Source organism: Nocardia miyunensis NBRC 108239 (assembly GCF_001613065.1).
Lineage (GTDB): Bacteria > Actinomycetota > Actinomycetes > Mycobacteriales > Mycobacteriaceae > Nocardia > Nocardia miyunensis.
The window spans coordinates 1-26,351 of sequence record NZ_BDBQ01000083.1 but is presented as its reverse complement, the minus strand read 5'-3'; the positions used below and the strand labels follow the sequence as shown (position 1 = coordinate 26,351).

The following is a 26,351-nucleotide window of genomic DNA, read 5'->3' as shown; positions in this document are numbered from 1 at the left end:
TCATCACCCGAACGGGTCGCCCACGGATGGACACCGCACCCTCGACGGTCATCTCGGATCCCCCTCCGTCTCGCCTTGTCCACCTGCCGATTCCAGTCTTCCACAGCGCTCACCACTCACGCCGCGATCGCACCCATACCTGAATCCGGATCCGTACGATGCGTCGGCAACAGGTGCGGATGCATGCATGGGGTGCGGCAACCCGGGCCCACGCGTGAACCCCGATACCAGTGCGGCGGGTCGGGCGATGCGGCCGTGTCATGGCCCGCCCGGTAGACGGCGGCGGCCGGATTGCAGTTCGGTGATCAGGTCCTCGTAGCCGACGGCGAGTTCGGCCAGGCGTTCCCAGGCGTCGCCGAGGCGCCAGTCGGTCGAATTCGCCAGTGCCGCAAAGGCGGCGGCGGTGAATTGGGCGAGGCGGTCGACCACCGCGCCGAGCGTCTCGGTGTGCACGTGTGCCGCACCGTGCGCGGGCGGCAGCGATGCGGTGACCCAGCGGTCGATCTCCGCGACCCGGAGGGCGCGTTCACGATCCATCTCCGCGGTCGCGGCGCAGCCCGCGCCCAGACGTCTCTCGTGCAGTTCGGTCAGCGTGTGCGCGGCGCGCAGGATCGGGTGACGGTCGAACCCGACGCCCCGACAGGCATGCAGCACTTCATATTTCGTCGGCAACGGCTCACACGGCATCGTCATGCATTCTCCGAATGGTTCTAGGCCGAAGTGGATCTACTCGGGTCGTCGTCTCGGCACAGGGAGCACTCGCCCGGAGCGTCGTCCGGGTTCAGCCGTCCGAGTTCGATCAGCCGCCCCCGGCAGTACCGGATCATCGCGCAGGTCTCCGGCGTGCAGTCCGCATGCCTGGACATGTGCAGTTCGCGATGCATCTGCACGACCGGAAGCGGATTCGGCGGATAGTCGTGAAAAACCGGATTGCCTCGCAACGTTTTTCCTCCTTGGTTATTTCGAACTGAATCCACAATGGACACAGCAAGATTGGGCACGTTCCATTTCCCTGGACAAGCCATGCCCTTCGGAACTACTGATGTACGAACGTATTCCGTTCTACGCCAACCGACAGCGAAGCAGAACATCACGACCTACTATGTCCGCTGAAACAGCAAAGATATCCAGTGCGATCCTCACCGCGAATCCCATTCCAGCACGGAACATTCCGACACGGATGCCACCGATGCATTGTTTTTCCGCAATTCGGTTTTCCAATGCGACGCTTTCCAGAACCGTCGCGCCAGTATGGAATTCACCGGCCAGGACAGCACGAACGACACCAGACAGTGAGGCAATGCCATGACAGGATCAACGCTCGCGCGACGGTCACTCGGCCGTCGGCTCCGAAAGCTCCGGGACGCAGCCAAACTCAGCCAATCCGCCGCCGCACGAGCCGTCGAATTGTCGCCGCAGTCCATCGGCAGACTCGAGGACGGGCAGGTCACCCGGGTATCAGGCTTGCACATCAACGCGCTGTGCAACCTGTACGGGGTTTCTGACGACGAGCGTCGACTGCTGCTCGAATTGGGTCAAGAAGCCCGAGAGGCATCCAAATCCGGCGGTAAGTGGTGGCGCGCCTACGCCGACCTGTCGCCCGACGGATTCGAGCATTACTACGGATTGGAGGAAGCTGCACGAAGGTTCACATCGTTCCAAATCACGATGGTCCCGGGCCTGTTGCAGACCGCCGACTACCGGCGCGCAGGAGAGTGGACAATGCACCCGCAGGACTCGACCCCCGATGTGGAGCGTCGCGTCGAGATGGCCATTCGACGCCAAGAACGATTGCAGGACAGAGAGTTCGAGGTAGATCTCTACCTCTCCCAAGCTGTCCTGAACCACCAGATCGGTGGGCCCAGCGTCATGGAACGCCAGTGTTATCACCTCATGACGGTCGGCGAACTGCCCAATGTCTCAGTCCGTGTGATACCGCATTCCGTAGGCAGTCATATGGGTCTACACGTCGGCGCATTCGTCCTGCTGGAGTTCGACAGGCTCCCGGCCAGCGGTTCGATCGAACCTCCAGTGGTGTACGTCGAGGGCTTTACCGGCGATCTCTATCTGGAGCGCGATACCGAGATCGATCCGTATCGGCATGCGCTGGAACACATTCGCCGCGTAGCCTTGAGCGAGGACGAATCAAGGGCCCTCATGGGTCGGATTGCAAGGGAGTACCGAGCGTGACTTACGACCTGTCCCAAGCACATTGGTTCAAATCGAGCCGCAGCAAGGAATCTACTGCCTGCGTGGAGATCGCTCACCTCGACGCCGCCATGGTGGGTGTCCGCGACTCGAAGAACCCCACCGGACCAGCCCTCGTCTTCGGCCCTGAGGATTGGGACGCATTCAATACGAGAGTTCGGAACGGCGAACTCGATCACCCCTGACCGGACACGAATTGCGGGAGGATCGAGTACCGTCTCCGCCCTCCCGCAGCTCGTCACAAATGGGCGGTATCCGAGTCCACCGCTCGAATCCTCTCCATCACTCTTGCGAGCCGCGGACGTCTACCGCCGACCCGATGGAAAGTCGATCAATCGAATCATCGTTGTGGACGAGCGAGACTCGTCGACCCGCGACGTCCACATCCAGCTGTTCACCACCTGATCCGATCGTCCCAGCGCTCCGGACCACAGTTCGCCCCGGGTGAACCTCCGTAGGCAGCCGCGGGCGAGTGATGATCTCGATTGCTCGATCAGCACGCGGATACCCGGCGGCACAGTCGATTTCCACGCATGAGTGAGGACGCATAATGGCGCTTGCTCGCTCGGCGTCGTGAACCATTGTCTCCGTACTGGAATCCCCGGTAAGGTTCGTCGCACAGTCGGGGGATGTGTTGATCAGCCCCTCATTGCCATGACTTCGCCGATGAGGAGGGCAGCAGATGAGCCGTATGCCGAAGACACTCGGGGTATTCGCCCTGATCGCGGCGGCAGAATTGACGCTCGCGGGATGCGGCGAGTCCACCCCGGGCTCCCCGACCGCCGACGCGCAGACCACCGCCAGCGCCTCGGCCGTTGCGACCTCGAGCAACTCGGCGGCATCCCAATGGGATCCCTGCACGATTCCCGAGTCGGCGATTTCCGGTCTGGGACTCGACGCAACGACGAAGAGCGATCAGATCTCCGGGACAACATTCGATGGCTGGAAGGTCTGCGGATGGAAGTCCGCTGACAAGACGTACGGATTCGAGATCTTTACCTCGGACCATTCGCTGGACGACCTGAAGCAGCGAACCGACTACACCGACTTCACACCCACGACCGTGGGCAACCGTCAGGCTCTCCAGTATCGCGCCGCAGGCGGAAATCACGATCTCGACTGTTCGATCAGCGCGCAAATCCCCGGCGGCACAGTCGACTTCGAGGTTCTCAACAACTACGGAGTCAGCGGTACGAGCGATCCGTGCACCCACGTTCGCCATCTCGCCGACGGACTGGCCCAGTATCTCCCTGGCGTTTGAGAGGGGACGTGCTATGGATGGGGTCGACACCAACATATGGCGTAATTTGCTCGGTCAAGCCAACTCTGGCGAGTTGTACCTGGACCCGGAGACGGGAAAAGGGCTCGACAAAGTATGTGACGATCATATTCAGAAACTTAATTCCGTTCTGCAGTCCATCCAATTCGTCAGCCGCATAACCGGTTTCGGAAGCTTCAATTCCAGCCAAGTCCTCGAGAAGAAGTTTTCTTCGCTGGCTTCGGGCGGCGACCGCGCTCTCGACACTGTGATCAAACAGCACATCGATGCAATCAACATCACGAAAGAAGTTGTCGCGAAGGCAATCGCAAACTATGTCGCACTCGATGAGGAACAGCGCGCCAAGATCGAGAAGTTGAAGCCGTAATGGGAATCATTCAGGATCTCGAGAATCTCTTCGGGGATAGTTACGACGCCTACAAGCGCAAGGTCATCCAAGCCCAGGAGCAATGGAACAAGGACCGGGATTGGATCTACAAGACCGAACAGCAGGGTAATTACGACACCGAATTCGCAGGTGACATCCAACCCCGGAAGCTCACGACGCCGGATAATTACGACAGTATGGACCTGGCCACCATGCAGAAGTCGGTGGACAGCATGAATCCATCGACCGTGAACGACGCCGTCACTGCGTGGGCGAATATCGGCCTGACCCTGACCGGCGCGTTCGCCCAATTCCAACGGGAATTCGCCCGCACGATCAACGGTCAGGGACAACATTCCGGCTGGCGCGGAGCGGCCGCGAAAGCCGCGGTCGACGCGGTGAACAACTACTCCACCAAGTCCGAACACCTGGCCAAAGCCGCGACCCTGATCAGCCTCAAGCTCTCGGAGATGAAGACCGGACTCGAGGAGACCAGGAACCTCATGCCCGGCGTCACCGTGACCACCACACCGGCCGGGAAAACCCTCCCCACCGACGGCGTGATGAAGGTGAACGACCACAACAAGGACGAGGCCACGCAGGAGGCCCGGCGCATCCTCAACACCGTCTACGGCCCGGTGGCGAGTCAGACCGACACCGGTGTCCCGTATCTGCCCACGGCCCCGCGGATCACCTCGGGGCCGACCGCGGCGGCGTCCGGACCATCGGGACCGTCGGGCCCGAATGCGCAGCCGGACAACGCGACCGGGTCCGACCAGTCCCCCGGCCCCGCCGCCTCTGGCCCGGCCGCCTCGGGGCCGGGCGCCACCGGTCCCGACAGCGACCGAGCCCAGGATCAGGGCGGCGCGTCCGGCCCGTCGCAGACATCCAGCCAACAGCTCTCCGGCACACGCGATTCCGCGAATTCCGCCGCCACCGGATCACAGTCGACTTCGACGGCGGGCTACAATCCGGCCGCCTCCCAATACAGCGCGGGCGCCAGCCCCGACGCCTCCGGCCACTCCGCTGGCGGGCTCCAATCAGCCAGTGGTCCAACATATTCCGGCACAGACAATTCGGGCGGATCCGCATCCGCGGCACCGGGCCGCAGTGTCCCGGGCACATCGGGAGCCGCGCAGACCGCCGCCGCCGAGCGCGCAGCCGCCTCGGCCGCCCGCACCGGCACGTCGGGAATGGCGGGCCTGGGTTCAGCAGCGCAGGGCAAGAAGGGCGAGGATGCCGAAAAGCCCGGCGTACCTGAATATCTCGTCACCAAGGAGCACGGCGACGAGCTCACCGGCCTGGACGGCCGCCCCAGACATGTACCGCCTGTGATCGGTGGAGACCATGATGCCCCGAAGTACTAGATTCACCGGCCTGGAATTCGAAATCCTCTGGGCCGCATACGGTCGCGACCGTATGCCGTATCCACTGCAGCACCGCACCGACATCGAGGATTTCGACGATCTGAAGCGGGCCCGCGAGGCGGCGGTCGAATCGCTGCTCACCAAATACGACCCGGATCTCGACCGCGCCCTTGCCGTCCTGGTCAATCCCGACGCACGCGTGGAGGCCATGGGTTTCGGCGGCCCCGACCACGACCGGATCTATCGTTTCCACGGCGCGGTCCGCGACAACGGCGGCGCGGTCATGGTCCAGTTCCCCGGCACCGCCCCGGACTCCGGCGGCGATGTGATCGTAAAGTATTGCCCCGCAACCCAAATCGGTGAATACGCCGTCGAATCCCTCCCCAAACGCAAACCCGGAACCCACCCCGCCCTGGAAATCCGCCGCGACGACCTCGAACGAGACCGCCTCAACCCCGTGCGCCACGGCCCCTCCCTCACCGACCGCCTCGACCGCATCTTCGACCGCCCCCGAACCGCCTACGGCGAAGTAATGATCTTCCCCGGCCCCGCCCTCGATGCCCGCCGCTCCCCCGGCCGCTCCTTCTGGTGGATGGACTACCCCGACGGCCGCTACTACGTGAAAACCACCGACCCCATAATCGCCAAACCCATAACCCCTAAATCCCTTGCCGCAGAAGTAAACCGCCTGACCACCCTAACCGCCACCTACTACCGGGACGACCGAGAACACGAGTCCTACCTCCGCACCCGCCGCCCCTGACCCCGTCCGCAATGGGCAATCCATCCGTGCCGGGGCGTTCCGTGCAGGAAGGCCACCCGAAATCCGCCGAAACCGGATGAATCCGCTACCGCCGGAATATATTTCGCACATACCTTCGAGCCCATGGTCGGCAACCCGCACGAGGCGATGCATCGCCTGTTCCAAGAAGATCCAGGAGTCTTCGGTCGAGCCTTCAAGAGGCTGGACCTCCCAGCAAGCCGTGCTCGTGGTCGTGCGCCAGAGCCGCACGACAACTCGGCACCGAAGAAGAGTCCAACGTCTTCACCGAACTCACCGAACTGGGCTTGGGCAAGACAGCCGCCGCCAAGAAATGGAGCCAACTGATGAGCGCAAACCTCGCTTACTTCAAGTCCGAGACCTCGAACTCCTCGAAAAATGGTTCGACCGCGCGATCAGGGCCACAACCATCGCGGAAGTCTTCGCCCAATAACCAACCGCCGCACAAACAAACATGTAATGGCACGAACGCTCACCTCCAACAGGAGTTGGAGGTGAGCGAGACCTGTCCTCGAGGTACGTGGAATACGAAGGTAGCCCGCATCGCACGAGCCAGGCTCACACCGCCGGATCCCCCAACGCTTCCAGCGAGGGCGCCGAGCGCATGAACACCTCGTCCCGCTCGGTGAAGAACGCGGGCAGTTCCCGCCGCAACTCCTCCGCCCACCCGGTAGCCGGATCGGCCGCCACCTCGGCCTGAATGTGCTCGTACGATTCGCGATCGTCGTACTCCCACACCGCGATCACGCGCCCGTCCTCGGTCTCCCACCGACCCACCAGCCGCGCCCCGTGGCGCAACTGCACCGGCAGCAGATGTATCCGGAAGTAGTCGTGGAAAATCGCCAGATTCTCCCCCACCGCCTGATAGATCTGCATCCGATAGATCACAGCTTCCCCTCCAACCGATCACACCGCCGACAATCGCCCCATACTCCCATATCGACGCCGATCTCATTGCCACACAAGATGATCGGTTTACTTCGTCACACCCGGCGAATGTATCCGTACCCCGGAGACTCAGATACGGAAATCCATATTTCCCGTGCTCGGGGCGTCCGGCTCTCGGTTTCGCGGACCGCGGGGATCGCTGTCGGCGGGGCGTGGTTCGATGCCCATGATGGCGGAATAGGCATCGGGGTCGGTGGATTCGTATCCTCGGGCGGGGGTGTCGAATCCGGCGTTCGGGTCCTGTTCGAAGACCACCGAATCGAACTCGTGCACCACCGAATGCGAACCGGCGCTCGGGGCATTCGAGCGCGGCCGAGGGGGCAGGACCGACGGCTCGGGCGCCGGTTCGAACCGCTGGACCGTCGAGTGGGGTCCGGTGAGCGGATCGGGTACCGGCTCGAATGATTCGGGATACCGCGGGTCGTATTCCCGAATCACCGAATCCGATCCGATAACCGATGATTCGTCCCGGGAACCCGATGACTCCGAGGAAGACTCGAATACGTACGGTTCCGACCGCGTCGAGAAATCCGTCTCCCGCCCATACGATTCCGGTTCGTACGACCGCGAAACAGGCCTCTCCGAATCGTATCGATTCCCGAAATCATCTGACCGCGTGGGAGGCTCGACCTCCGAGGCGAACAACCCGGATTCGACCCCGAACTCATCGGTCCGAGCATGCGATTCGTCCTGCTGACCGTATGTATCCGACCAGGCCTCGGAATTATCCTGCGCCGCTGACACTTCTGGCTCGAACGACTCGGCAGAATCGCCGGAATACGCCTGCCGCCAACGCGATTCGGTATCCGGGTCGTACACGCCGGACCGAAACCCGGTTTCCCCCTCCGACACCAGCGGATGAGGTCCGGTCCGCAGTTCGTGCGCACCCAACCCGGGACGCGCGGGAGGCACCTGCACCGTGAAGGATTCGGCGATGAACACCCCTTCATCGATCTCGTCGGCGAAGGTCGTCACGGTCAATTGCAGCAGATACTGCCCGGTGGGGGTGCTGGCGACGAGATAGCGTGTGGACATCCACAGGCTCAACTCGGCATAGGTATAGGTGCCGGAGATCTCCGCGGAGGGAAAACCGTCGTAATCCTCGACGTCGCCACCGAGTTCCACCCAGTCCGGCAGACGCCGCGAATCCGTGTACGCGCAACGCATCACCGCACGTGGGTCGACCGGCAACGACAGCCGCCAGACCATCAGGACGACATTCTCGACCCATCCGGACGCCGCGGCGACGCTGCCCTCCTCGGCTGGTAAAGCCCAGGCCCCGAAGGCATTCGGCAGCACATCGCGGACAACCTCGTGCCAATCTCCCGGAATGTCCAGCAGCACAACGGGAACTCCGGCATACTCGGGATGCACCACGACCGGCGTCGCGCCGACGGCGGCCAGAAACTCCCCGATCGTGGGCAATGACTGCTCGCGCAGTGCTTGTTCGTCCGAGTCCTGATCCCGTGGGACCTGGTCTTGTGAAGCCGCATTCATCGCGCCGAATCCCCTCCTTCTCGTGCGCACCCGACGGTACCGCACATATCGGGCACGTCCATCCTCCGCCGGACGGAAATCTCAGGAACGTGCCTTCTCCGCGGACAACAGCGCGGTGACCACGCCGAACACCGCACCGGCGAAGCCGAAGAACGAGGTCGCGGACGTCGGGTGACGGGTGGCGTCGGACCAGAAACCCATGGCCGCGAGCACCGCGAACAGCACGACCGACAACATCGCGCGCCCCCAGAAGAATTGCGACGGCGGCGCGGCCGCGAGCGTCGCGGCGGCCGCACAGGCCTGGTCGTCGGCATCCGATTCGGACGGCGGCGAGATCTGCAACGCGGTGGTGATCGCCGATTCCAGCCGCGGATCCTCGACGCCGAGTATCGCCATGCGCTGCGCGGCAACCGCGGCCGCGTCGTCCTTCCCGGAATCCAGTAGCGCACGCCGAATCTCGGCGCGAACCACGTCCGCCGGAACCCGCTGCACCGGATGTTCGAAGAACAGCCCCATACCCCGTCGCCTCCCTCAACGACTTGTCCTCGCGCACAGCGTAACTTGTCGCCACGATGGACGCGCGGCAAGCCAGCGAATCTCGATCGCGCAGTGCGACAACGGATGCTATGGTTTCGCACCGACCGGAACGACCGGACACGACCTCGGGGGATTCTCATGTTCAATTGGTATGTGGCCCTGCTTGCGATCAGCGGCATCGTCATGCTGGCGATGGCCGCGCTGAAGCAGGGGCAGAGCGTCGTGTCGCGCTCGATCAACGGCATCTTCGGCGCGGTCTACCTCGGCTACGCGATCTATCTCGCCTTCCTCTTCGACGGCGGCTCGTATCTGATCTTCTTCCAGGCATTCCTGCTGCCGGTGCTGATGGTGGTGAACTTCTTCCGCAACCGCACCCCGCGGCCGAAGCTCACCGAGACGCAGAAGACGTGGCGCGAATTCCAGCGGGCCGATCAGGCGCGCTAGCGTTGCGCGGGTGAAGATCGAGCAGGTTTCCGACTCCGTCCACGTCGTCGCCGGGACGAATGTCAACTGGGCACTGGTCAGCGACGGCTCGGGTGTCACCGTCATCGACGCCGGATACGCCGGGGACACCGCGGACGTGCTGAAATCGGTGCGGCAGATCGGCCACCAGCTCAGCGATATCGCCGCGGTCCTGCTCACGCACGCCCACCTCGACCACATCGGGGCCATCCCGACGCTGGTCGAACGTCTCGGCGTGCCCGTGTACACCGGCGCGGAGGAAGTCCGGCACGCGAAACGCGAATACCTGCAACAGATTTCACCCGCGCAGATGGCCGCGCAGCTGCTGAGCGGCAGGGGCCGGCGCTGGGTGGCCCAGACCGTCCGGGCGGTCTACGGCCACATCAACACCTCGATCCCGTCGGCCACCGCCGCCGACGAGGCGACCCTCGCGGCCCTGCCCGGCGGCATCGTCGCGATACCGACCCCCGGCCACACCGACGGCCACACCGCCTATCTGCTGCCTGCCGACGGTGTCCTGTTCTCCGGCGACACCCTCGTCACCGGCCACCCGCTCTCCCAGCGCACCGGCCTGCAACTCCTGCCGACCTTCTTCAACCACAACGAGTCCGGCACCCGGGCCAGCGCCGTCGCACTCGCCGCCCAACCGGCCCACATCCTCGTCCCCGGCCACGGCGCGCCCACCGAATACGACCCGGCCGATCTCACCCGCCTGTTCGGCTCGACCACCGAATAATCGGTATCCGAATCCCCCGGTGGTACAGCAGATCGCGCCGGTCAATTCAGCGCAATCGCTCTGCGCATACCCGGCAAACCCCGCAGGTGCCGGAACGGGCCGGGGACGGATCACCCTGCCTCACGCCCCTCGATGAACTCACCGAACGGTCGCGCGGGCTCAGTCAACGAGTTCCGCCCCCTTCGTGATACGGGTATTCCGCGCACGACAGGACTCCGACTGTCCAGCAGCCCCTACCGCGCGCCGCACGATTCGAACGCACCTCGGCACGATCGAAAGCGACATCACCCGGGCAATCTATGTGCCGCACCTGGATCGAAGATTTCACCAAACTTGTTGGAGGCCATAGAATTCCGCCCAGCTGGATGGAGCGTTCGGGCCGGGCCGGAACCCCTCGATCGAGATACGCCGCGCACCGAAGGTCCACCCGTACCCGGGGCGACGAACAGTGCGGCGAAGTGCTCGATATTCAGCCGAGCTGGATGGACCGTTTCGCCAGCCCGAGCCAGAACCCCTCGATGGGAGTTCGCCGGTTGTCCAGGTCGGCTTCGCCCGCGCCGAGGGTGACGAACAGCGGGGCGAAGTGCTCGATGCGGGGATGGGCGAGGCGGGCCGCCGGGGCGGTGTGCCGGAAGTCGAGCAGCGCGTCGATATCGCCCGCGGCCAGGGTTTCCCGGCCCCAGGCGTCGAACTCGCGGGACCAGGCGGGAGCCTCGTCGTCGCCGGCGGCGTCGCGGATCATCTCGCTCAGGTTGTGAGTGAAGAATCCACTGCCGATGATCAGCACTCCCTCGTCCCGCAGCGGGGCGAGGCGGCGGCCCAGGTCGAACAGGCCGACCGGATCGAGCGTCGGCATGGACAGTTGGAGAACCGGGATATCGGCCTCGGGGAACATCTCCACCAGCGGCACGTACGCGCCGTGATCCAGTCCGCGATCGGGTGCCTCGTATATCGAATCACCCAGTAGCGCACGCACTTTCGCGGCCAGCTCGGGCGCTCCGGGCGCGGGGTACAGCACCGAGTAGTAGTGCTCCGGGAAACCCCAGAAGTCGTAGACCAGTGGCACGGTCGTGGTCGCGCCGTACGTCACCGGCGCGTCCTCCCAATGCGCTGACACCACGAGAATCGCTGTGGGCCTGGGCAATTCGGCGGACCAGGCGGCCAGCTGACCCGGCCACAACGGATCGTCGGCCAGCGGCGGAGCGCCGTGGCTCAGATACAACGCGGGCATGCGCCCGGCGGTCTCGGCGGTGGACATGGCGAACCTTTCAGCCGATCAATCGAATGGTATGTCCGGTGTGCTGGGCCTTGGCGTGCAGATAGCGAAGGTTGTGCGTGGTCGCGTGCACACCCGTCGGCACCGTGACGCGCACGTCCACACCCAGCACGCGCAGCTGCCGCGGCTTGTCCGGATTGTTGGTGAGCAGCTCGATCGTCCCGACGCCCAGCGCCTCCAGCATCTGCGCGGCGGCGGTGTAGTCGCGGGCGTCCTCGGGCAGACCCAGTGCGGTATTGGCCTGATAGGTGTCCAGTCCCTGATCTTGCAGCGCGTAGGCGTCGAGCTTGTTGTACAGCCCGATATCGCGACCCTCCTGCCGCAGGTAGAGCAGATATCCGCCGGTCTCGGCGATCAGCTGCACGGCCTCCCGCAGCTGCGGCCCGCAATCGCAGCGGGCCGACCCGAACACATCACCGGTCAGACACTCCGAATGCAGTCGCACCAGCGGCGTCGGCCCGGGATCGCCCAGAACCAGCGCCAGATGTTCGCGGCCGTCGGCCAATCCGTCGAAGGTGACCGCTTCGGCGGTGATCGAGTACCCGTCGGCGAAGGCCAGCGGGATGCGCACCCGGGTTCGCACCGCGGCCGCGGCGTTCCCGCCTGCGAGGATGGATGTCATAGCTGCTCCGGGGTCCGGTAATTGTTCCGTTCAAATTTGAACGGAGGCGCCCACGAGGTTATTCCAATTCGAACGATGGGCGGTAACCTTGGATAATGAGTGGTCCGCGCTGGCTCGACGAGCAGGAGCAGGGCGCCTGGCTGGCCTTCGTCACCACAGCGGCCATGCTCAACCGCCGCCTCGATCAGCAGCTCGAACGCGATTCGGGACTCTCGCATCTGCAATACGAAATCCTGGTCCGCCTGTCCGCCGCCCCAGACCGGGAACTGCGGATGAGCGAACTGGCCGGTGCGCTGCTGGACTCCAAGAGCAAACTCACCTATCAGATCGACCGTCTCGAACAGGCCGGACTGGTCCGCCGACGTTCCTGTCCGAGCGATATGCGCGCGGTCTACGCCGTGCTCACCGAGGCCGGGCAGCACACTCTGGAACGGGCCGCACCCGGACATGTCGCCGCGGTCCGTGAGATGTTCCTCGATCCGCTCACCCCCGAACAGCTCACCGCCATCGCGCAGGGCCTGGGCGAGATCGGCCGCCGGCTCCGCAGCCAGCCCTGAGGGCTTCCGCGGCGCGCGCTGAACGCCGGGCGCGGTTACGATTCGACCGCTATGCAACCTCCACCCGACGCCCGCATCTGGATCGATAAGCAGACCCCCGAGCCGTTCCACGCACTCGAGGCGGTGGCCCTCGCCGTGCAGCATGCCGCCGAGGCCGCGGGCCTGGACCGGGACGTGATGGAGCTGGTGAACGTCCGCGTCTCACAGATCAACGGCTGCCCGTTCTGTCTGAACCTGCACTCCCGCGCCGCGATCGTGGCCGGAGTAACTCAGCAGCAACTCGACGTGCTCGCCGCCTGGCGGCGCAGCGACCTGTTCACCCCGCTGCAACGAGCCGCCCTCGTCCTGGCCGAGACGACCACGACTCTTCCGGATGAGGAAACCCTTACGCATGGGTATGCTCTTGCGCGACAACGTATGTCGGACGACCAGGTATCGGTCGTCATCTGGGCCGCGACGACCATCGGTGCCTTCAATCGCGTCTCGATCATGAGCAGGCATCCGGTGCGAGTGCGGAAGGAGAACTGAATGACCGAGCAGACGACACCGACATCGGTTGTCCGCAACGATGCGCAGTTGCGCTACGAGATCTGGTACCAGGACAGGCTGGCCGGATTCGCCGAGTACCGCGAGCGGGAGAACGACACGGTTTTCATCCACACCGAGGTCGACACCGAATACGCCGGTAAGGGCCTCGGCGGCGTCCTGGCCAAGGCCGCGATCGAGGATGTCGTGGAGCGTGGGCGGACCATCGTGCCGCGCTGCCCGTACATCAAGAGCTGGCTGGACAAGCACCCGGAATATGATGATCACGTGGTCGGAAAAGGCATCCAGCGGTGAGCGACCTCGAGGAGCATCCCGAGGCCGCAATCTGTGAGGCCACATCCGGCCCCGGACCGCGAACCGACAGCTACCCGTCGCGGGAGGTGCCGCTGGGCGGCGTGCGCGGAGTGACCGTGCATCGCGTTCTGCCCCAGCGGGATCTGCCGACCGTCGGAGCGTGGTGCTTCCTCGACCATTTCGGCTCCACCGCGCCGAGCACGGACCTGCCGCCGGATATCGATCCGCATCCGCATATCGGATTGCAGACCGTCACCTGGCCGTTCGAGGGCCGGATCCGGCATCGGGACAGCATCGGCTCCGACGTCGAAATCGAACCCGGTCAACTGAATCTGATGACGTCCGGGCACGGCATCGCCCACTCGGAGTACACCGTGCCGGGGGCGCCCGCGGGGCACGGCATCCAGTTCTGGATCGCGCTGCCCGAGAGCGATCGGGAGATCGCGCCGCATTTCGATCAACATCGCGAACTGCCCGTCGTGGAACTTCCCGGGTTGCGCGCGACCGTGCTGATCGGCTCGCTCGCCGGGCTGAGTTCCCCGGCGACGGTCTACACCCCGCTCGTCGGCGCGGATCTGCGCATCGAGCCCGGCAGTGCGGTAACCCTGCCGCTGGCAACGGAATTCGAGCACGCGCTACTGGTGATCGACGGGGATCTCACCGCCGCGGGCGTCGCCGCGCCCGCGGGACCGCTGCTGTATCTGGGCAGCGACCGTGCGGAATTGCCGCTCGCCAGCGACTTCGGCGCGCATGCCATCCTGATCGGCGGCGAGCCGTTCGGCGAGGATCTGGTGATGTGGTGGAACTTCGTGGCGCGCAGTCACGATGAGATCCAGCAGGCCCGGAACGACTGGGAGAAGCGCGATCTCGCTCGATTCGCCGATATCGCGGGACATCCTCCCGAGCAACGCATTCCGGCTCCGACGCTGCCGAATCTGCGGTTGAAGCCGCGTAAGCGTCGAGTTCATTAGCGCGGCAGGGGGATTCGAGCCCCGTTCAGGAAGTTCCGAATACCGTTGCGCCGTTGGTAGATTCATCTGTCATGGACTGAACGCCGATGACGCGCAACAGATCCAGTTTCTCTTGAGCCTCACTGCCGGGACGCGGGTAGTAGACCAGTAGTTTCTGTGTGACGTTCGGGGTGACCAGCGTCTCGCACACCATGTCCATCAAGCCGACCCGGGGATGGATCGTCCGCTTGGAATCCGAGAGTCGCACCGCCACTTCGTGTTCGGTCCACAGGCTCTCGAATTCCTGACTCGCCGAACGCAATCGGGTGATCAACTCGGTGACGTCGGTATCGCCCGATCGACGCGCGGCCGTCGCCCGTAGATCGGCAACGTGCTTGCGGGTCAAGCGATTCCAGTCCTCCTCCGGAAATTTCCGCCGCGATTCGATATTCGTGAACCAGCGCCACAACAGATACCGATCCATGCCGGTGTATCCGGTGTGGTCGCCCATCAGGATGATATGCATCCGATTCTGCGCGAGGATCTCGCCCAGATCCGAGGCCACCGCTGCCGGGGTGTCCTCGAGCTTGGACAGCAGGTACAGCAGTCCGGGACCGACGTGCCGATCACCGCCGCCTCGATGCGGCGCGGTGTGCCCGCACAGGTGGAACAGGTAGTCGCGCTCGTCGTCGGTGAATCGCAACGCGCGGGCCAGCGCGCCCAGCACCTGCACCGACGGCCGTGGTCCGCGGGCTTGTTCCAACCGGGTGTAGTAATCGGTGGACATACCGGCCAGCAGGGCGACCTCGTCGCGGCGCAGGCCAGGTGTGCGTCGCCGGTGACCGGGCAGCAAACCCACCTCGGCGGGTTGCAGCTGGTCGCGGCGGCGTCGCAGGAAGTCGGCCAATTCGTCGCGGTCCATGAGTCCACTGTCCTCCGCGTCCGGATGCGCAACCAGGGATCGCCGATCCCCCGATGCGTCGTCCCTCCCCGATCCCGGGATCCGCACGCACGATGGACCTCATGACCAACATCGAAGAAGTTCAGCTCGGCGCCCAGGGACCATCGGTAGGCCGCATCGGCCTCGGCGGTATGGGGATGTCCGGTGGCTACGGCCATGCCGACGAGCAGGAATCCGTCGCCACCGTCCACGCCGCCCTCGACGCGGGCGTCAACCTCGTCGACACCGGTGATTTCTACGGTATGGGTCACAACGAGATGCTGATCGGGCGCGCCCTGGCCGACCGCAAACGCGAGGATTACCTGCTCAGCGTGAAATTCGGGGCGTTGCGCGGGCCCGACAACAGCTGGGGCGGCACCGACGCGCGGCCCGTGGCGGTGCGCAACTTCCTGGCGTACTCCCTGCAACGACTCGGCGTCGACCACATCGACATCTACCGGCCCGCGCGGCTGGATCCGAACGTCCCGATCGAGGACACCGTGGGGGCGATCGCGGAGATGGTGCAGGCCGGATATGTGCGGTACATCGGACTGTCCGAGGTCGGGGCCGAGACGTTGCGCCGGGCGGCCGCCGTCCACCCGATCGCGGACCTGCAGATCGAATATTCGCTGATCTCCCGGGGTATCGAGGATTCGATCCTGCCGACCGCCCGCGAGCTCGGCACCTCCGTCACCGCCTACGGCGTCCTCTCGCGCGGACTGCTCAGCGATTCGCTGCGCGGCAACCGAACCTTCGGCGCGGGCGATTTCCGCTCGTTCAGCCCCCGGTTCCAGGGTGAGAATCTCGCGGCGAACCTGCGCCTGGTCGACGCCCTGGCCGCCATCGCCGACGCCCACGGCACGAGCGTCGCGCAACTCGCCATCGCCTGGGTCCTCGCGCAGGGCCGAGACATCGTCCCCGTGATCGGCGCCCGCACCCGCACCCGCCTCACCGAGGCGGTCGACGCCGTCGCCATCACCCTGTCCCCCGAAGAACTCGCCGCCATCGAAGCCGCCGTCCCCGCCGACCAGGTCGCGGGTGATCGCTACGCGCCCGCACAGATGGCGATGCTGGACAGCGAGAGCTGAGCCCTCAGGTCCGGTCTCGCCGGGTCCCGGACCGCCACACCCACGCTGCTCGATACCGCGACGCCCGCCCATCCCAGCTCGGCGGCAGCACTGCGAAACCCGAGCCACTCGACGCAGCCCAGCTCGATCCAGCGCACCCGGTCCAGCGCAACACGATCCAGCCCAACCCGATCCAGCGCAGCTCGGTCCAGCGCAGCTCAGTCCAGCGCAACCCGATCCAGCGCAGCTCGGTCCAGCGCAGCTCGGTCCAGCCCAGCTCGGTCCAGCCCAACACGGTCCAGCGCAACACGGTCCAGCCCAGCTCGGTCCAGCCCAGCTCGGTCCAGCGCAACACGGTCCAGCCCAGCTCGGTCCAGCCCAACACGGTCCAGCCCAGCTCGGTCCAGCCCAGCTCGGTCCCCGTCCGACATGCGGACGGGGACCGGCGAGGTTCTCTACTTGCGGCGCGGGCGGATGACGGCGGTGAAAGTTGCTGCGGCGACGGACTTTCCGGTGTTGTCGGTGATATCCACCGGCACGGCGAGTTCGACCGGAACGCCCGCGAGAATGTCCGCACGCATCTGCTTCAGCTCCTCGGAACTCAATTCGGAGGTGGCGCGAATCGGCCCCGCCTCGCCTTTGGCCCGCGCCAGATACTCGATGCGCCCGTCCCGCGCGACGATGAACGCATCCCCCATCAGATCCACGATCCCGGAGATCGACGCACCCATCGCCGCCGTCTCGGCCAGCCCGAACAGTATCGCCGCGTGCAGGTCACCGTTGTGATTCAGATGCTCGGCCGCGGGCGCCATCTGCACGACATTGCGCCCCTCCCGGTACTCGACGTTCTCCATCCCCGCATATTGGATGAACCCCAGCTTCTGAAACCCGGCCCACACCAGATCGCCCACGGCACCGTCCACAGCTACTCCCGTCCCAAGTGAAACACGTTCTACTTTTCATACAGCGTATGGAGAACGTTGTCCACGGGTCGACGGCCTCCTCGAAGCAGGCGAACCATACCGAGCCCCGCCCGAGGCCGAGCCTGAGTTGTGCGAGTGGTGCCCCGGCGGGAATCGAGCCCTGATCGAGTCAGTACCCCGGCCAGCAGAACATGGGGCCGTGGATGACGCGGGCCGGGATCGAACCGGCTCTAGTCCTGACTGAAAGCCAGGCCAGGAGAGCGACTGCGCCGAGCTGGGCGCCGGGACTCGAACCCGGTCGAATCAGCACCGAGCGCGCTCATGGACACCGGTCGATTTCGGGTTTGCGATCGGAGCGGCCCACGAGGTCGCCGCCGGTGAAACTCACACGGGCGATGGACCGTCCGAGCCACCCGCCGCACGGATTCGGAACCCACCCGGCGTCTCGCCGGTGCGCTGGCGGAAGAATCGCGTGAAGGCGCGGGCGTCGGGTAGACCCACCCGGGAGCCGACGGCGGCCGCCGACAGATCGGTATGCACCAGAAGGCGTTTGGCCTCCAGCACGATGCGGTCGTCGATGTAGTGCTTGGCGCCGTGACCGGTGGCGGCCACGGTCGCGCGGGTGAGGGTTCGCACGCTGTAGCCGAGGCTGCGGGCGTAATCCTCGACCCGGTGCGCGCGGGCGAAATCTCGCTCCACCGCGGCACGGAAGCGGGTGAACACCTCGCCGCCGGCGGGCCCACCGCCCGGTCCGTCGTGCAGGTGCGCGAGTCGCAGGAGCAACGCCGCGAGCAGGTGCCGGGCGATCTCGACATGCACGTCGTGCGGTAACTCGGTGCGCCGATGATATTCGGCGACGAGTAACGCCAGAGTCGTGTCGAGCGCCTCGCTGTCGGCCGGGGCCGGGCACAGCGGCCGGGGCGGGCCGGGCAGGTCGGCGTGCGCGGCGGCGACGGTGGCGGAATCGAGGAACCCGGGCGGAAAGAACACCACGATGCCGCGGGCGGTCTCCAGATCGCGGTGGAACTGATGGGTCTGACCCGGCCGCACCCACAGCCAGTCACCCGGCTCCAGCAGGCAGTCGGTGAGATCCACCGAGTGCCGCAACCGACCGGACTCCAGGGCGATCAGGTGGTGGAACCTCGGCCGCGTCGGCCGGTACGGGTTCACCCCGTGCCCGGCCGCGCGCTCGACGAGCTGCTGGAAATCGCAGATCTCGATCCCCTGCGGCGTACCGACCGAGGGATAGAACGGGACCTCGACCACCCGGCGCGTCCCGCTGCGATTGTGTCCGTTTTTGTCCATAGCCTGTCGCGAGCGTAGACCAAATTGCGCTGGTCGAATCCTACCGTTGGAGACATCGGAGCGACTATCTGTCCGAGATTGTTCTCAGCTCCCATTCGGAAAGGAGACCCGGCGTGCGATTGATCGTCGGCATGACCGGTGCGACCGGTGCGATCCTCGGCATCCGGCTGCTGGAGAACCTGGCGCGACTGCCCGAGGTGGAGACCCATCTGGTGCTCAGCCGCTGGGCTCGCGTGACCATCGAGACCGAGACCGGCCGCAGTGCCCGCGAGGTGAGCGAGCTCGCCGACGTCGTGCACCACCCCGACGATCAGGGCGCGACCATCTCCTCCGGCTCTTTCCGCACCGACGGCATGGTGATCGTGCCCTGCTCGATGAAGACCCTCGCGGGCATCCGCACCGGATACGCCGAGGGCCTGGTTCCCCGCGCGGCCGACGTCATCCTCAAGGAACGCCGGCCGCTGGTCCTGGTGCCGCGGGAGACGCCGCTGTCGGATATCCACCTGGAGAACATGCTGGCCCTCTCGCGCATGGGCGTGCGGATCGTGCCGCCGATGCCCGCCTTCTACAACCACCCGCAGACCGTCGACGACATCGTCGATCACGTGGTCGCGCGGGTGCTCGATCAATTCGATCTGCCCGCGCCCGCCGCGCGCCGATGGGCCGGGCTGCGCGCCGAACATGCTGCGCGGCAACCGGTTCCGGCAGGCCGCTGACACACGAACGGAACTCTTCGGAGTCGGAAAGGAATTCGACGATATGGCATACGACGACCTGCGCAGCTTCCTGGATTGCCTCGAGAAGGAGGGCCAGCTGCTGCGGATCACCGAGCAGGTGTCGCCCGAGCCGGATGTGGCGGCCGCCGCGAACGCGGCCTGCCGACTCGGCGACAACGCTCCCGCACTGTATTTCGACGACATCGCCGGTTTCACCGATGCCCGCATCGCCATGAACGTGCACGGCTCATGGGCCAATCACGCTCTGGCACTGGGACTTCCGAAGAATACCGGAACCAAGGAGCAGGTCGAGGAGTTCATCCGGCGGTGGGCGCAATTCCCGGTGAAACCCGAATGGCGCGACAACCCGCCGTGGGCGCAGAACACCATGGAAGGCGAGGACGTCGACATCTTCCAGGTGCTGCCGCTGGTACGACTGAACGACGGCGACGGCGGGTTCTACCTGGACAAGGCCGCGGTCGTGTCCAGGGATCCGGAAGATCCGGAGAACAGCGACAAGCAGAACGTCGGCGTCTACCGCATCGAGGTGAAGGGGAAGCGGAAGCTGGCCATGCAGCCGGTTCCGATGCACGACATCGCGTTACAGCTGCGCAAGGCCGAGGAGGTCGGCGAGGACCTGCCGGTTGCCATCACCCTCGGCAACGATCCGGTGATCTCGATCGTCGCCTCCACTCCGATGCGATACGACGAGAACGAATACGAGATGGCCGGGGCGCTGCGCGGCGCGCCGGCGCCGATCGCCGAGGCGCCGTTGACAGGTCTGCCGGTGCCGTGGGGTTCGGAGGTCGTCATCGAGGGTGTGATCGAGGGACGCAAGCGTGAAATCGAAGGCCCCTTCGGCGAATTCACCGGTCACTACTCGGGCGGCCGGAACATGACCGTGATCAGGATCGACCGGATCTCCTACCGCACCGACCCGATCTTCGAGCACCTCTACATCGGGATGCCGTGGACCGAGGTGGACTACCTCATCGCCGCGAATACCTGTGTGCCGATCTATCAGCAGCTGAAGCAGGAGTTCCCGGAGGTGCAGGCGGTCAACGCCATGTACACGCACGGGCTGGTGGTGATCGTGTCGACGAAGAAGCGCTACGGCGGCTTCGCCAAGGCGATCGGCATGCGAGTACTCACCCTGCCGCACGGATTGGGTTATGCCGCAACGGTTATCGTCGTCGACGAGAATATCGACCCGTTCAATCTGCCGCAGGTGATGTGGGCGCTGTCGGTCAAGATGAACCCCCGCGAGGACCTGGTGGTGGTGCCGAATCTCCCGGTACTGGAACTGGCTCCGCAGGCGCAGACCCCCGGCATCGTCGACAAGCTGATCATCGACGCCACTACTCCGGTGTCACCGGACCGTCGCGGCAATTACAGCACTCAGGTGCACGATCTGCCCGAGACGGCCGAGTGGGTGCAGCGATTGCAGCGACTGGCCGGAAAGTGAACCAGCAGAAGGGAATCAATATCATGACCGCTCAGAACATCTGCCCGCGTTGCGCATTCGAAGATATCGAACACGTCTTCTCCTCACCCGTACCCGGCCTGTGGAATGTGCTGCAATGCAAGCAATGCCTGTACATGTGGCGCACCAGTGAACCCGCCCGCCGCACCGACCGCGACGCCTACCCCACCGAATTCATGATCACCGTCGAAGAAATCCAGAACGCACCCGAGGTTCCGGCCGTCCCGCCGTTGCGCGCAAAGGCATAGCCCATGCTCGACCACCCACCGGACATCCTGCGTGAACTCACCGAACACAACACACTCACGCTGGCCTACGCGGACGAAGACGGTCCACAGGCATGCGCGGTCTTCTACGCCACCACCGAGACCGGCACACTGATCTTCACCAGCTCATCCCACACTCGGCACGGCCGAGCCCTGACAGCGCGAACTTCCGTACCGGTGGCGTTCACCATCCAACAGGATGGCCAGGCGTGGACGGACATCCGCGGCATCCAGGGAACCGGCACCTGCACAGCCGTGCCCGCCGCCGCGCGGTCACGAGCACAAGCCGCCTACCTCGCCCGATTCGAGTTCATCGCCAAAAATCCGCCCCTGGTACAACAACTGGACTCCAGCGACCTGTGGAAGATAACGCCGAATCACCTACGCCTGACCGACAATTCACGCGGCTTCGGTCACAAGACCGAATGGACCGCCGATGCCTGAGCCGACATCGCGGCGGTCAATCGGTTGGAGGAAGACAGAATCCATCACCACATCGCAGCCGATCCGACTGCCCGAACTCACCAGGTGATTTCGGGCAGCTCGATATCGATCGGGAACGGCCGCTCGAGGCGGAGTTGCTTACGGAAGACGCCACTCGGCGTGTAGCAACTGTCCTCAGGCAGCAATTCGAAGGTGTAGACGATCATTTCGTCCTGCTCGTTCTCCACCCGCCAGAAGTACTTGATGCCTGCCTCGGCGTATTGCGCCGGGCGCAACTTGCGGATGTCTTTCCGCAACAGGTCTTCGCGAGTGTAGGTGCGGAAAGATTCAGGGTTCGCAGCGCGTCTCTGCCGCGCACAACCGGCGCAGCTCCTCTCGTTCGGATTTGAGCTGCTGGTACTCGGCCATGCTGACGATGACTCCGACCATCCCATCAGGGTCGGTGATCACGCGATGCGGATCACCGGCGGGTAGCCGCCGATAAGCATTCGGCCCCCGCTCCGAAATGGAGCGGGGGCCGAATGCTGTTCTCTCCTACCGGATTACCGGTAGTCGCTGAAACCGTAATCGTCCAGCGGGACCGCTGCACCCGTGGTCTGGCCGAAGCCCTCCGGGGTGTAGTAGGTGTCGTCGTAGGACGGCACCGCGTAGGCGGCCGCGCGGGCCTCCTCGGTCGGCTGCACCTGGATGTTGCGGTAGCGGTTGATGCCGGTACCGGCCGGGATCAACTTACCGATGATCACGTTCTCCTTCAGGCCGATCAGCTTGTCGGAGCGGCAGTTGATCGCGGCGTCCGTGAGCACGCGGGTGGTCTCCTGGAAGGAGGCCGCCGACAGCCACGAATCGGTCGCGAGCGAGGCCTTGGTGATACCCATCAGCACCGGACGACCCGACGCGGTCGACGCGGCATCGCCGTGCTCGGCCATGACGCGGCGGTTGACCGCCTCGAACTCCGAACGCTCCACCAGCGAACCGGGCAGGAACTCCGTGGCACCCGAATCGATGATCGTGACGCGCCGCAGCATCTGCCGGACGATGACCTCGATGTGCTTGTCGTGGATGGACACACCCTGCGACCGGTACACCTCCTGGACCTCGTGGACCAGGTGGACCTGCACCTGACGCGGGCCCATCACGCGCAGCACCTCGTGCGGATCGGCCGAGCCCTCCAGCAGCTGCTGGCCGACCTCGACGTGATCGCCGTCGGCGAGCAGACGCTCGGAGCCGTCGTCGTGCTTGAACACCCGCAGACGCTGACGCTTCGACAGCTTGTCGTAGACCACTTCGTCCGAACCGTCGTCCGGAATGATGGTGATCTTGTAGAAGCGGTCGTCGTCCTCGAGCCGGATCCGGCCCGAGACCTCCGCGATCGGGGCCTTGCCCTTGGGCACGCGGGCCTCGAACAGCTCCTGCACGCGAGGCAGACCACCGGTGATGTCGTCACCCGCGACACCACCCTGGTGGAAGGTACGCATGGTCAGCTGGGTACCGGGCTCACCGATGGACTGCGCGGCGACGATACCGACGGCCTCACCGATATCGACCAGCTTGCCGGTCGCCATCGAACGTCCGTAGCAGGTCGCGCACACGCCGGTGCCGGTGGTGCAGGTCAGCACGGAGCGGACCTTCACCTCGGTGACACCCGCCTCCAGCAGCGCCTCGATGGCCGGGTCACCGAGATCGTGACCCTTCTCCACCACGACGTTGCCGTTCGCGTCGAGCGCGTCCGAAGCCAGCGTCCGGGCGTAGGTGCTGGTCTCGACGTGCGCGTCACGGATGATCGAGCCGTCGGCCAGCTTCTCCGCGATCGCGACCAGGATGCCGCGCTCGGTGCCACAATCGGTCTCGCGCACGATGACGTCCTGCGACACGTCCACCAGACGACGGGTCAGGTAACCCGAGTCGGCGGTACGAAGCGCGGTGTCGGCCAGACCCTTTCGCGCACCGTGGGTGTTGATGAAGTACTCCAGAACCGTCAGGCCCTCACGGAACGAGGACTTGATCGGCCGCGGGATGAACTCACCCTTCGGGTTCGTCACCAGGCCCTTCATACCGGCGAGGGTACGGGTCTGGGTGAAGTTACCCGTGGCGCCCGAGTCGACGATCGTGATGATCGGGTTGTCGGCCGGGTAGTGGCGGCGCAGCGCGGCGCCGACCTCTTCGGTGGCCTCCTGCCAGATCTTCACCAGCGCGTTGTTCCGCTCCGAGTGATCGAGCGCACCACGCTGGTACTTCTTCTCGATCCCGTCGGCCAGACCCTCGTAGCGCTCCATGATGTCGGCCTTCTCCGGCGGCACCAGCACGTCGGACATCGAGACCGTCACACCCGAACGCGTGGCCCAGTAGAAACCGGCGTCCTTGAGCTTGTCGACGGTCTGCGCGACCACGATCATCGGGTAGCGCTCGGCCAGATCGTTGATGATCGTCGCCTGGCGCTTCTTGGGCATCGGCTCGTTGATGAACGCGTAGTCCGCCGGGAGCAGATCGTTGAACACCACACGGCCCAGCGTGGTCTCGGCGGTCCACGCGTCACCGGGCTGCCAGCCCTGCGGGAACAACTCCGCCTCGATCGCGCGCGGCGGACGCTGATCGTTCAACCGCACCTTGATCTGCGACTGCACGGTCAGCTCACCGCGGTCGACCGCCATCTGCGCCTCGGCCGGCGAGGAGTACACGCCGAACTCCGGCTCGTCCTTGGTGGCCGCGCGGTACTCGCCCTTCGCGCCCTCGACGAGGCGGGTCAGGTAGTACAGGCCGGTCACCATGTCCAGACGGGGCATGGCGAGCGGACGACCCGAGGCCGGGGACAGGATGTTGTTCGAGGACAGCATCAGGATGCGGGCCTCGGCCTGCGCCTCCGCCGACAGCGGCAGGTGCACGGCCATCTGGTCACCGTCGAAGTCGGCGTTGAACGCCTCACACACCAGCGGGTGCAGCTGAATCGCCTTGCCCTCCACCAGAAGTGGTTCGAAGGCCTGGATACCCAGCCGGTGCAGGGTGGGCGCGCGGTTCAGCAGCACGGGGTGCTCGGCGATGACCTCTTCCAGGACATCCCACACCTGCGGCCGCTGCCGCTCGACCATCCGCTTGGCGGACTTGATGTTCTGCGCGTGGTTCAGATCGACCAGACGCTTCATCACGAACGGCTTGAACAGCTCCAGCGCCATCAGCTTGGGCAGACCACACTGATGCAGCTTGAGCTGCGGACCGACGACGATGACCGAACGGCCGGAGTAGTCGACGCGCTTACCGAGCAGGTTCTGCCGGAAACGACCCTGCTTACCCTTGAGCAGATCGCTCAGGGACTTCAGCGGGCGGTTACCGGGACCGGTCACCGGGCGACCGCGACGGCCGTTGTCGAACAGCGCGTCCACGGACTCCTGCAGCATCCGCTTCTCGTTGTTGACGATGATCTCGGGCGCGCCCAGATCGATCAGTCGCTTGAGGCGGTTGTTGCGGTTGATCACGCGGCGGTACAGGTCGTTCAGGTCGGAGGTCGCGAAGCGGCCACCGTCCAGCTGCACCATCGGGCGCAGCTCCGGCGGGATCACCGGGACCGCGTCCAGGACCATGCCCATCGGCGAGTTGCCGTTGGTCTGGAACGCCGCGACGACCTTCAGGCGCTTGAGCGCGCGCAGCTTCTTCTGGCCCTTACCCGTGCGGATGGTCTCGCGCAGGTTCTCGGCCTCGGCCGCGATGTCGAAGGTCTCCATCAGCTTCTGGATCGCCTCGGCGCCCATCGCACCGGTGAAGTACTCGCCGTAGCGGTCCTGGAGCTCGCGGTAGAGCACCTCGTCCACGATCAGCTGCTTGGGAGCCAGCTTGGTGAACGTGGTCCAGATCTCGTCCAGCCGGTCCAGCTCACGCTGGGCGCGGTCGCGCAGCTGACGCATCTCGCGCTCGCCGCCGTCCTTGACCTTGCGGCGCACGTCGGACTTGGCGCCCTCGGCCTCGAGCTCGGCGATGTCGCCCTCGAGCTTCTGGGCGCGGGCCTCGAGATCGGCGTCGCGCTGATCGGCGACGGCCTTCTTCTCGACCTCCATCTCCGCCTCGAGCGTGGACAGCTCGTTGTGGCGCAGATCGTTGTCGACGGCGGTGATGACGTAGGCGGCGAAGTAGATGATCTTCTCGAGATCCTTCGGCGCCAGGTCCAGCAGGTAGCCCAGACGCGAAGGCACGCCCTTGAAGTACCAGATGTGGGTCACCGGGGCGGCCAGCTCGATGTGGCCCATCCGCTCACGACGCACCTTGGCGCGGGTCACCTCGACGCCACAGCGCTCACAGATGATGCCCTTGAACCGAACGCGCTTGTACTTACCGCAGTAGCACTCCCAGTCCCGGGTGGGACCGAAGATCTTCTCGCAGAACAAGCCGTCCTTCTCCGGCTTGAGCGTGCGATAGTTGATGGTCTCCGGCTTCTTGACCTCACCGAAAGACCAGTTGCGAATGTCTTCGGCGGTAGCCAGGCCGATCCGGAGTTCATCGAAGAAGTTGACGTCTAGCACGTAACTTCCTTTCCCCTGTCGGGATTGATTTCGAGCAAGTTCTCAATCGTCGTTAACAGGTGCCCCGCCCGCCCTGCTCGCCCGGCGCGCGGCCGGGTGAGCAGGGGGAACGGGACCAAAATCACTGCGCCAGATCGTCTACCGTGGCGGCTTCGTTGCGCGAAAGGTTGATGCCCAGGTTCGCGGCGGCCCGCTCCAAGTCCTCGTCGTCGCCGTCGCGCATCTCGATGGCCGCGCCGTCCGAGGACAGCACCTCCACGTTCAGGCACAGGGAC

General features: G+C 65.1%; 30 protein-coding genes. 17 read left to right on the top strand and 13 right to left on the bottom strand.

All coding sequences use genetic code 11. From position 1 onward, the window contains the following. Positions 1 to 258 precede the first annotated feature (258 nt). Both NM2_RS33310 and NM2_RS33305 read right to left on the bottom strand, forming a co-directional pair. Positions 259 to 693 (bottom strand): DUF4254 domain-containing protein, encoded by a 435-nt coding sequence (locus NM2_RS33310; protein WP_369690349.1) that lies wholly within the window; start codon positions 691 to 693, stop codon positions 259 to 261. Positions 694 to 710: 17 nt separating this feature from the next. Next, the gene (locus NM2_RS33305; RefSeq protein ID WP_067677251.1) at positions 711 to 941 is read right to left on the bottom strand and encodes a hypothetical protein; all 231 of its coding nucleotides are present in this window, start codon (positions 939 to 941) and stop codon (positions 711 to 713) included. Between the two features lie 364 nt (positions 942 to 1,305). Between NM2_RS33305 and NM2_RS33300 the strand changes: the two genes are divergently transcribed. The 6 genes from NM2_RS33300 to NM2_RS33275 all read left to right on the top strand — a co-directional run bounded on the left by NM2_RS33300 (position 1,306) and on the right by NM2_RS33275 (position 5,984). Further along, complete coding sequence (locus NM2_RS33300; RefSeq protein WP_067677249.1) at positions 1,306 to 2,190, top strand: helix-turn-helix domain-containing protein; 885 nt, start codon at positions 1,306 to 1,308, stop codon at positions 2,188 to 2,190. Further along, the gene (locus NM2_RS33295) at positions 2,187 to 2,393 is read left to right on the top strand and encodes a DUF397 domain-containing protein (RefSeq protein WP_067677247.1); all 207 of its coding nucleotides are present in this window, start codon (positions 2,187 to 2,189) and stop codon (positions 2,391 to 2,393) included. The genes NM2_RS33300 and NM2_RS33295 overlap by 4 nt, the downstream gene beginning before the upstream one ends. 497 nt (positions 2,394 to 2,890) lie before the next feature. Further along, positions 2,891 to 3,469: a DUF3558 domain-containing protein gene (locus NM2_RS33290; protein ID WP_084531816.1), complete on the top strand. Its 579-nt coding sequence runs from the start codon at positions 2,891 to 2,893 to the stop codon at positions 3,467 to 3,469. A gap of 13 nt (positions 3,470 to 3,482) precedes the next feature. Continuing rightward, positions 3,483 to 3,854 carry a hypothetical protein gene (locus NM2_RS33285; protein ID WP_067677243.1) on the top strand — a complete coding sequence of 124 codons (372 nt, stop codon included), beginning with the start codon at positions 3,483 to 3,485 and terminating at the stop codon, positions 3,852 to 3,854. Next, a complete protein-coding gene (locus tag NM2_RS33280; RefSeq protein ID WP_067677241.1) occupies positions 3,854 to 5,221 on the top strand; it encodes a hypothetical protein in 1,368 nt (455 codons plus the stop codon). The genes NM2_RS33285 and NM2_RS33280 overlap by 1 nt, the downstream gene beginning before the upstream one ends. Next, positions 5,205 to 5,984, top strand: a complete 780-nt coding sequence (locus NM2_RS33275; protein ID WP_067677238.1) for an ESX secretion-associated protein EspG — start codon at positions 5,205 to 5,207, stop codon at positions 5,982 to 5,984. Before NM2_RS33280 ends, NM2_RS33275 begins: the two co-directional genes overlap by 17 nt. Before the next feature lie 576 nt (positions 5,985 to 6,560). Here the strand turns inward: NM2_RS33275 and NM2_RS33270 are convergent. The 3 genes from NM2_RS33270 to NM2_RS33260 form a co-directional block, all read right to left on the bottom strand. Further along, positions 6,561 to 6,878 carry an NIPSNAP family protein gene (locus tag NM2_RS33270; RefSeq protein WP_157121455.1) on the bottom strand — a complete coding sequence of 106 codons (318 nt, stop codon included), beginning with the start codon at positions 6,876 to 6,878 and terminating at the stop codon, positions 6,561 to 6,563. Between the two features lie 141 nt (positions 6,879 to 7,019). Continuing rightward, positions 7,020 to 8,447: an LpqN/LpqT family lipoprotein gene (locus NM2_RS33265; protein WP_067677234.1), complete on the bottom strand. Its 1,428-nt coding sequence runs from the start codon at positions 8,445 to 8,447 to the stop codon at positions 7,020 to 7,022. Positions 8,448 to 8,528: 81 nt separating this feature from the next. Beyond that, positions 8,529 to 8,963 carry a hypothetical protein gene (locus NM2_RS33260; protein ID WP_067677232.1) on the bottom strand — a complete coding sequence of 145 codons (435 nt, stop codon included), beginning with the start codon at positions 8,961 to 8,963 and terminating at the stop codon, positions 8,529 to 8,531. 159 nt (positions 8,964 to 9,122) lie between these two features. Between NM2_RS33260 and NM2_RS33255 the strand changes: the two genes are divergently transcribed. Beyond that, positions 9,123 to 9,428 carry a hypothetical protein gene (locus NM2_RS33255; RefSeq protein WP_067677230.1) on the top strand — a complete coding sequence of 102 codons (306 nt, stop codon included), beginning with the start codon at positions 9,123 to 9,125 and terminating at the stop codon, positions 9,426 to 9,428. 10 nt (positions 9,429 to 9,438) lie between these two features. Continuing rightward, positions 9,439 to 10,182 carry an MBL fold metallo-hydrolase gene (locus NM2_RS33250; RefSeq protein ID WP_067677228.1) on the top strand — a complete coding sequence of 248 codons (744 nt, stop codon included), beginning with the start codon at positions 9,439 to 9,441 and terminating at the stop codon, positions 10,180 to 10,182. Positions 10,183 to 10,651: 469 nt separating this feature from the next. Here the strand turns inward: NM2_RS33250 and NM2_RS33245 are convergent, their stop codons facing one another. Together NM2_RS33245 and NM2_RS33240 are read right to left on the bottom strand one after the other, a co-directional pair. After that, positions 10,652 to 11,440: a dioxygenase family protein gene (locus NM2_RS33245; protein ID WP_067677226.1), complete on the bottom strand. Its 789-nt coding sequence runs from the start codon at positions 11,438 to 11,440 to the stop codon at positions 10,652 to 10,654. A gap of 10 nt (positions 11,441 to 11,450) precedes the next feature. Then, positions 11,451 to 12,080 carry a GTP cyclohydrolase II gene (locus NM2_RS33240; protein WP_067677224.1) on the bottom strand — a complete coding sequence of 210 codons (630 nt, stop codon included), beginning with the start codon at positions 12,078 to 12,080 and terminating at the stop codon, positions 11,451 to 11,453. A 95-nt stretch (positions 12,081 to 12,175) separates the two neighbouring features. Between NM2_RS33240 and NM2_RS33235 the strand changes: the two genes are divergently transcribed. Genes NM2_RS33235 through NM2_RS33220 form a run of 4 tightly spaced genes read left to right on the top strand, consistent with a single transcriptional unit; the run spans position 12,176 to position 14,448 of the window. After that, entirely contained in the window at positions 12,176 to 12,637 is a 462-nt protein-coding gene (locus NM2_RS33235; protein ID WP_067677222.1) for a MarR family winged helix-turn-helix transcriptional regulator, read from the top strand. A 51-nt stretch (positions 12,638 to 12,688) separates the two neighbouring features. After that, positions 12,689 to 13,165 (top strand): carboxymuconolactone decarboxylase family protein, encoded by a 477-nt coding sequence (locus NM2_RS51060; protein WP_067677220.1) that lies wholly within the window; start codon positions 12,689 to 12,691, stop codon positions 13,163 to 13,165. Further along, positions 13,166 to 13,477 carry a GNAT family N-acetyltransferase gene (locus NM2_RS51055; protein ID WP_067677218.1) on the top strand — a complete coding sequence of 104 codons (312 nt, stop codon included), beginning with the start codon at positions 13,166 to 13,168 and terminating at the stop codon, positions 13,475 to 13,477. Continuing rightward, positions 13,474 to 14,448: a pirin family protein gene (locus NM2_RS33220; protein WP_067677216.1), complete on the top strand. Its 975-nt coding sequence runs from the start codon at positions 13,474 to 13,476 to the stop codon at positions 14,446 to 14,448. The genes NM2_RS51055 and NM2_RS33220 overlap by 4 nt, the downstream gene beginning before the upstream one ends. A gap of 25 nt (positions 14,449 to 14,473) precedes the next feature. Here NM2_RS33220 and NM2_RS33215 read toward each other — a convergent pair whose 3' ends face one another. Further along, a complete protein-coding gene (locus tag NM2_RS33215; RefSeq protein ID WP_067677214.1) occupies positions 14,474 to 15,349 on the bottom strand; it encodes a helix-turn-helix transcriptional regulator in 876 nt (291 codons plus the stop codon). A 101-nt stretch (positions 15,350 to 15,450) separates the two neighbouring features. Here NM2_RS33215 and NM2_RS33210 point away from each other — a divergent pair, with 101 nt between their 5' ends. After that, a complete protein-coding gene (locus NM2_RS33210) occupies positions 15,451 to 16,455 on the top strand; it encodes an aldo/keto reductase (RefSeq protein ID WP_067677348.1) in 1,005 nt (334 codons plus the stop codon). A 4-nt stretch (positions 16,456 to 16,459) separates the two neighbouring features. Here the strand turns inward: NM2_RS33210 and NM2_RS33205 are convergent, their stop codons facing one another. The 3 genes from NM2_RS33205 to NM2_RS33195 all read right to left on the bottom strand — a co-directional run bounded on the left by NM2_RS33205 (position 16,460) and on the right by NM2_RS33195 (position 18,662). Further along, a complete protein-coding gene (locus NM2_RS33205; RefSeq protein ID WP_169816281.1) occupies positions 16,460 to 16,816 on the bottom strand; it encodes a hypothetical protein in 357 nt (118 codons plus the stop codon). Positions 16,817 to 16,889: 73 nt separating this feature from the next. After that, positions 16,890 to 17,357: a PaaI family thioesterase gene (locus NM2_RS33200; protein ID WP_067677211.1), complete on the bottom strand. Its 468-nt coding sequence runs from the start codon at positions 17,355 to 17,357 to the stop codon at positions 16,890 to 16,892. 384 nt (positions 17,358 to 17,741) lie between these two features. Continuing rightward, entirely contained in the window at positions 17,742 to 18,662 is a 921-nt protein-coding gene (locus NM2_RS33195) for a helix-turn-helix domain-containing protein (protein WP_067677209.1), read from the bottom strand. 77 nt (positions 18,663 to 18,739) lie between these two features. On the opposite strand from NM2_RS33195, the gene NM2_RS33190 reads away from it, so the two are divergent. The 4 genes from NM2_RS33190 to NM2_RS33175 are packed head-to-tail and all read left to right on the top strand — an operon-like array spanning position 18,740 to position 21,571. After that, positions 18,740 to 19,378: a non-oxidative hydroxyarylic acid decarboxylases subunit B gene (locus tag NM2_RS33190; RefSeq protein ID WP_501193637.1), complete on the top strand. Its 639-nt coding sequence runs from the start codon at positions 18,740 to 18,742 to the stop codon at positions 19,376 to 19,378. Between the two features lie 43 nt (positions 19,379 to 19,421). Further along, entirely contained in the window at positions 19,422 to 20,843 is a 1,422-nt protein-coding gene (locus tag NM2_RS33185; RefSeq protein ID WP_067677347.1) for a non-oxidative hydroxyarylic acid decarboxylases subunit C, read from the top strand. 23 nt (positions 20,844 to 20,866) lie between these two features. Further along, entirely contained in the window at positions 20,867 to 21,109 is a 243-nt protein-coding gene (locus NM2_RS33180) for a non-oxidative hydroxyarylic acid decarboxylases subunit D (RefSeq protein WP_067677346.1), read from the top strand. Between the two features lie 3 nt (positions 21,110 to 21,112). Continuing rightward, positions 21,113 to 21,571 (top strand): pyridoxamine 5'-phosphate oxidase family protein, encoded by a 459-nt coding sequence (locus NM2_RS33175; RefSeq protein WP_067677205.1) that lies wholly within the window; start codon positions 21,113 to 21,115, stop codon positions 21,569 to 21,571. 77 nt (positions 21,572 to 21,648) lie between these two features. Here NM2_RS33175 and NM2_RS33170 read toward each other — a convergent pair whose 3' ends face one another. Both NM2_RS33170 and NM2_RS33165 read right to left on the bottom strand, forming a co-directional pair. Continuing rightward, the gene (locus tag NM2_RS33170; protein ID WP_084531815.1) at positions 21,649 to 21,867 is read right to left on the bottom strand and encodes a hypothetical protein; all 219 of its coding nucleotides are present in this window, start codon (positions 21,865 to 21,867) and stop codon (positions 21,649 to 21,651) included. A gap of 246 nt (positions 21,868 to 22,113) precedes the next feature. After that, complete coding sequence (locus tag NM2_RS33165; RefSeq protein ID WP_067677203.1) at positions 22,114 to 26,076, bottom strand: DNA-directed RNA polymerase subunit beta'; 3,963 nt, start codon at positions 26,074 to 26,076, stop codon at positions 22,114 to 22,116. Positions 26,077 to 26,351: the final 275 nt, after the last annotated feature.

Excerpts from the sequence above, each read along its gene's own strand:
- NM2_RS33310 (WP_369690349.1), bottom strand. The coding sequence starts at position 693 with ATGACGATGCCGTGTGAGCCGTTGCCGACGAAATATGAAGTGCTGCAT.
- NM2_RS33300 (WP_067677249.1), top strand. The coding sequence starts at position 1,306 with ATGACAGGATCAACGCTCGCGCGACGGTCACTCGGCCGTCGGCTCCGA.
- NM2_RS33290 (WP_084531816.1), top strand. The coding sequence starts at position 2,891 with ATGAGCCGTATGCCGAAGACACTCGGGGTATTCGCCCTGATCGCGGCG.
- NM2_RS33285 (WP_067677243.1), top strand. The coding sequence starts at position 3,483 with ATGGATGGGGTCGACACCAACATATGGCGTAATTTGCTCGGTCAAGCC.
- NM2_RS33280 (WP_067677241.1), top strand. The coding sequence starts at position 3,854 with ATGGGAATCATTCAGGATCTCGAGAATCTCTTCGGGGATAGTTACGAC.
- NM2_RS33275 (WP_067677238.1), top strand. The coding sequence starts at position 5,205 with ATGCCCCGAAGTACTAGATTCACCGGCCTGGAATTCGAAATCCTCTGG.
- NM2_RS33270 (WP_157121455.1), bottom strand. The coding sequence starts at position 6,878 with ATGCAGATCTATCAGGCGGTGGGGGAGAATCTGGCGATTTTCCACGAC.
- NM2_RS33265 (WP_067677234.1), bottom strand. The coding sequence starts at position 8,447 with ATGAATGCGGCTTCACAAGACCAGGTCCCACGGGATCAGGACTCGGAC.
- NM2_RS33260 (WP_067677232.1), bottom strand. The coding sequence starts at position 8,963 with ATGGGGCTGTTCTTCGAACATCCGGTGCAGCGGGTTCCGGCGGACGTG.
- NM2_RS33255 (WP_067677230.1), top strand. The coding sequence starts at position 9,123 with ATGTTCAATTGGTATGTGGCCCTGCTTGCGATCAGCGGCATCGTCATG.
- NM2_RS33245 (WP_067677226.1), bottom strand. The coding sequence starts at position 11,440 with ATGTCCACCGCCGAGACCGCCGGGCGCATGCCCGCGTTGTATCTGAGC.
- NM2_RS33240 (WP_067677224.1), bottom strand. The coding sequence starts at position 12,080 with ATGACATCCATCCTCGCAGGCGGGAACGCCGCGGCCGCGGTGCGAACC.
- NM2_RS33235 (WP_067677222.1), top strand. The coding sequence starts at position 12,176 with ATGAGTGGTCCGCGCTGGCTCGACGAGCAGGAGCAGGGCGCCTGGCTG.
- NM2_RS51060 (WP_067677220.1), top strand. The coding sequence starts at position 12,689 with ATGCAACCTCCACCCGACGCCCGCATCTGGATCGATAAGCAGACCCCC.
- NM2_RS51055 (WP_067677218.1), top strand. The coding sequence starts at position 13,166 with ATGACCGAGCAGACGACACCGACATCGGTTGTCCGCAACGATGCGCAG.
- NM2_RS33215 (WP_067677214.1), bottom strand. The coding sequence starts at position 15,349 with ATGGACCGCGACGAATTGGCCGACTTCCTGCGACGCCGCCGCGACCAG.
- NM2_RS33210 (WP_067677348.1), top strand. The coding sequence starts at position 15,451 with ATGACCAACATCGAAGAAGTTCAGCTCGGCGCCCAGGGACCATCGGTA.
- NM2_RS33195 (WP_067677209.1), bottom strand. The coding sequence starts at position 18,662 with ATGGACAAAAACGGACACAATCGCAGCGGGACGCGCCGGGTGGTCGAG.
- NM2_RS33185 (WP_067677347.1), top strand. The coding sequence starts at position 19,422 with ATGGCATACGACGACCTGCGCAGCTTCCTGGATTGCCTCGAGAAGGAG.
- NM2_RS33180 (WP_067677346.1), top strand. The coding sequence starts at position 20,867 with ATGACCGCTCAGAACATCTGCCCGCGTTGCGCATTCGAAGATATCGAA.
- NM2_RS33175 (WP_067677205.1), top strand. The coding sequence starts at position 21,113 with ATGCTCGACCACCCACCGGACATCCTGCGTGAACTCACCGAACACAAC.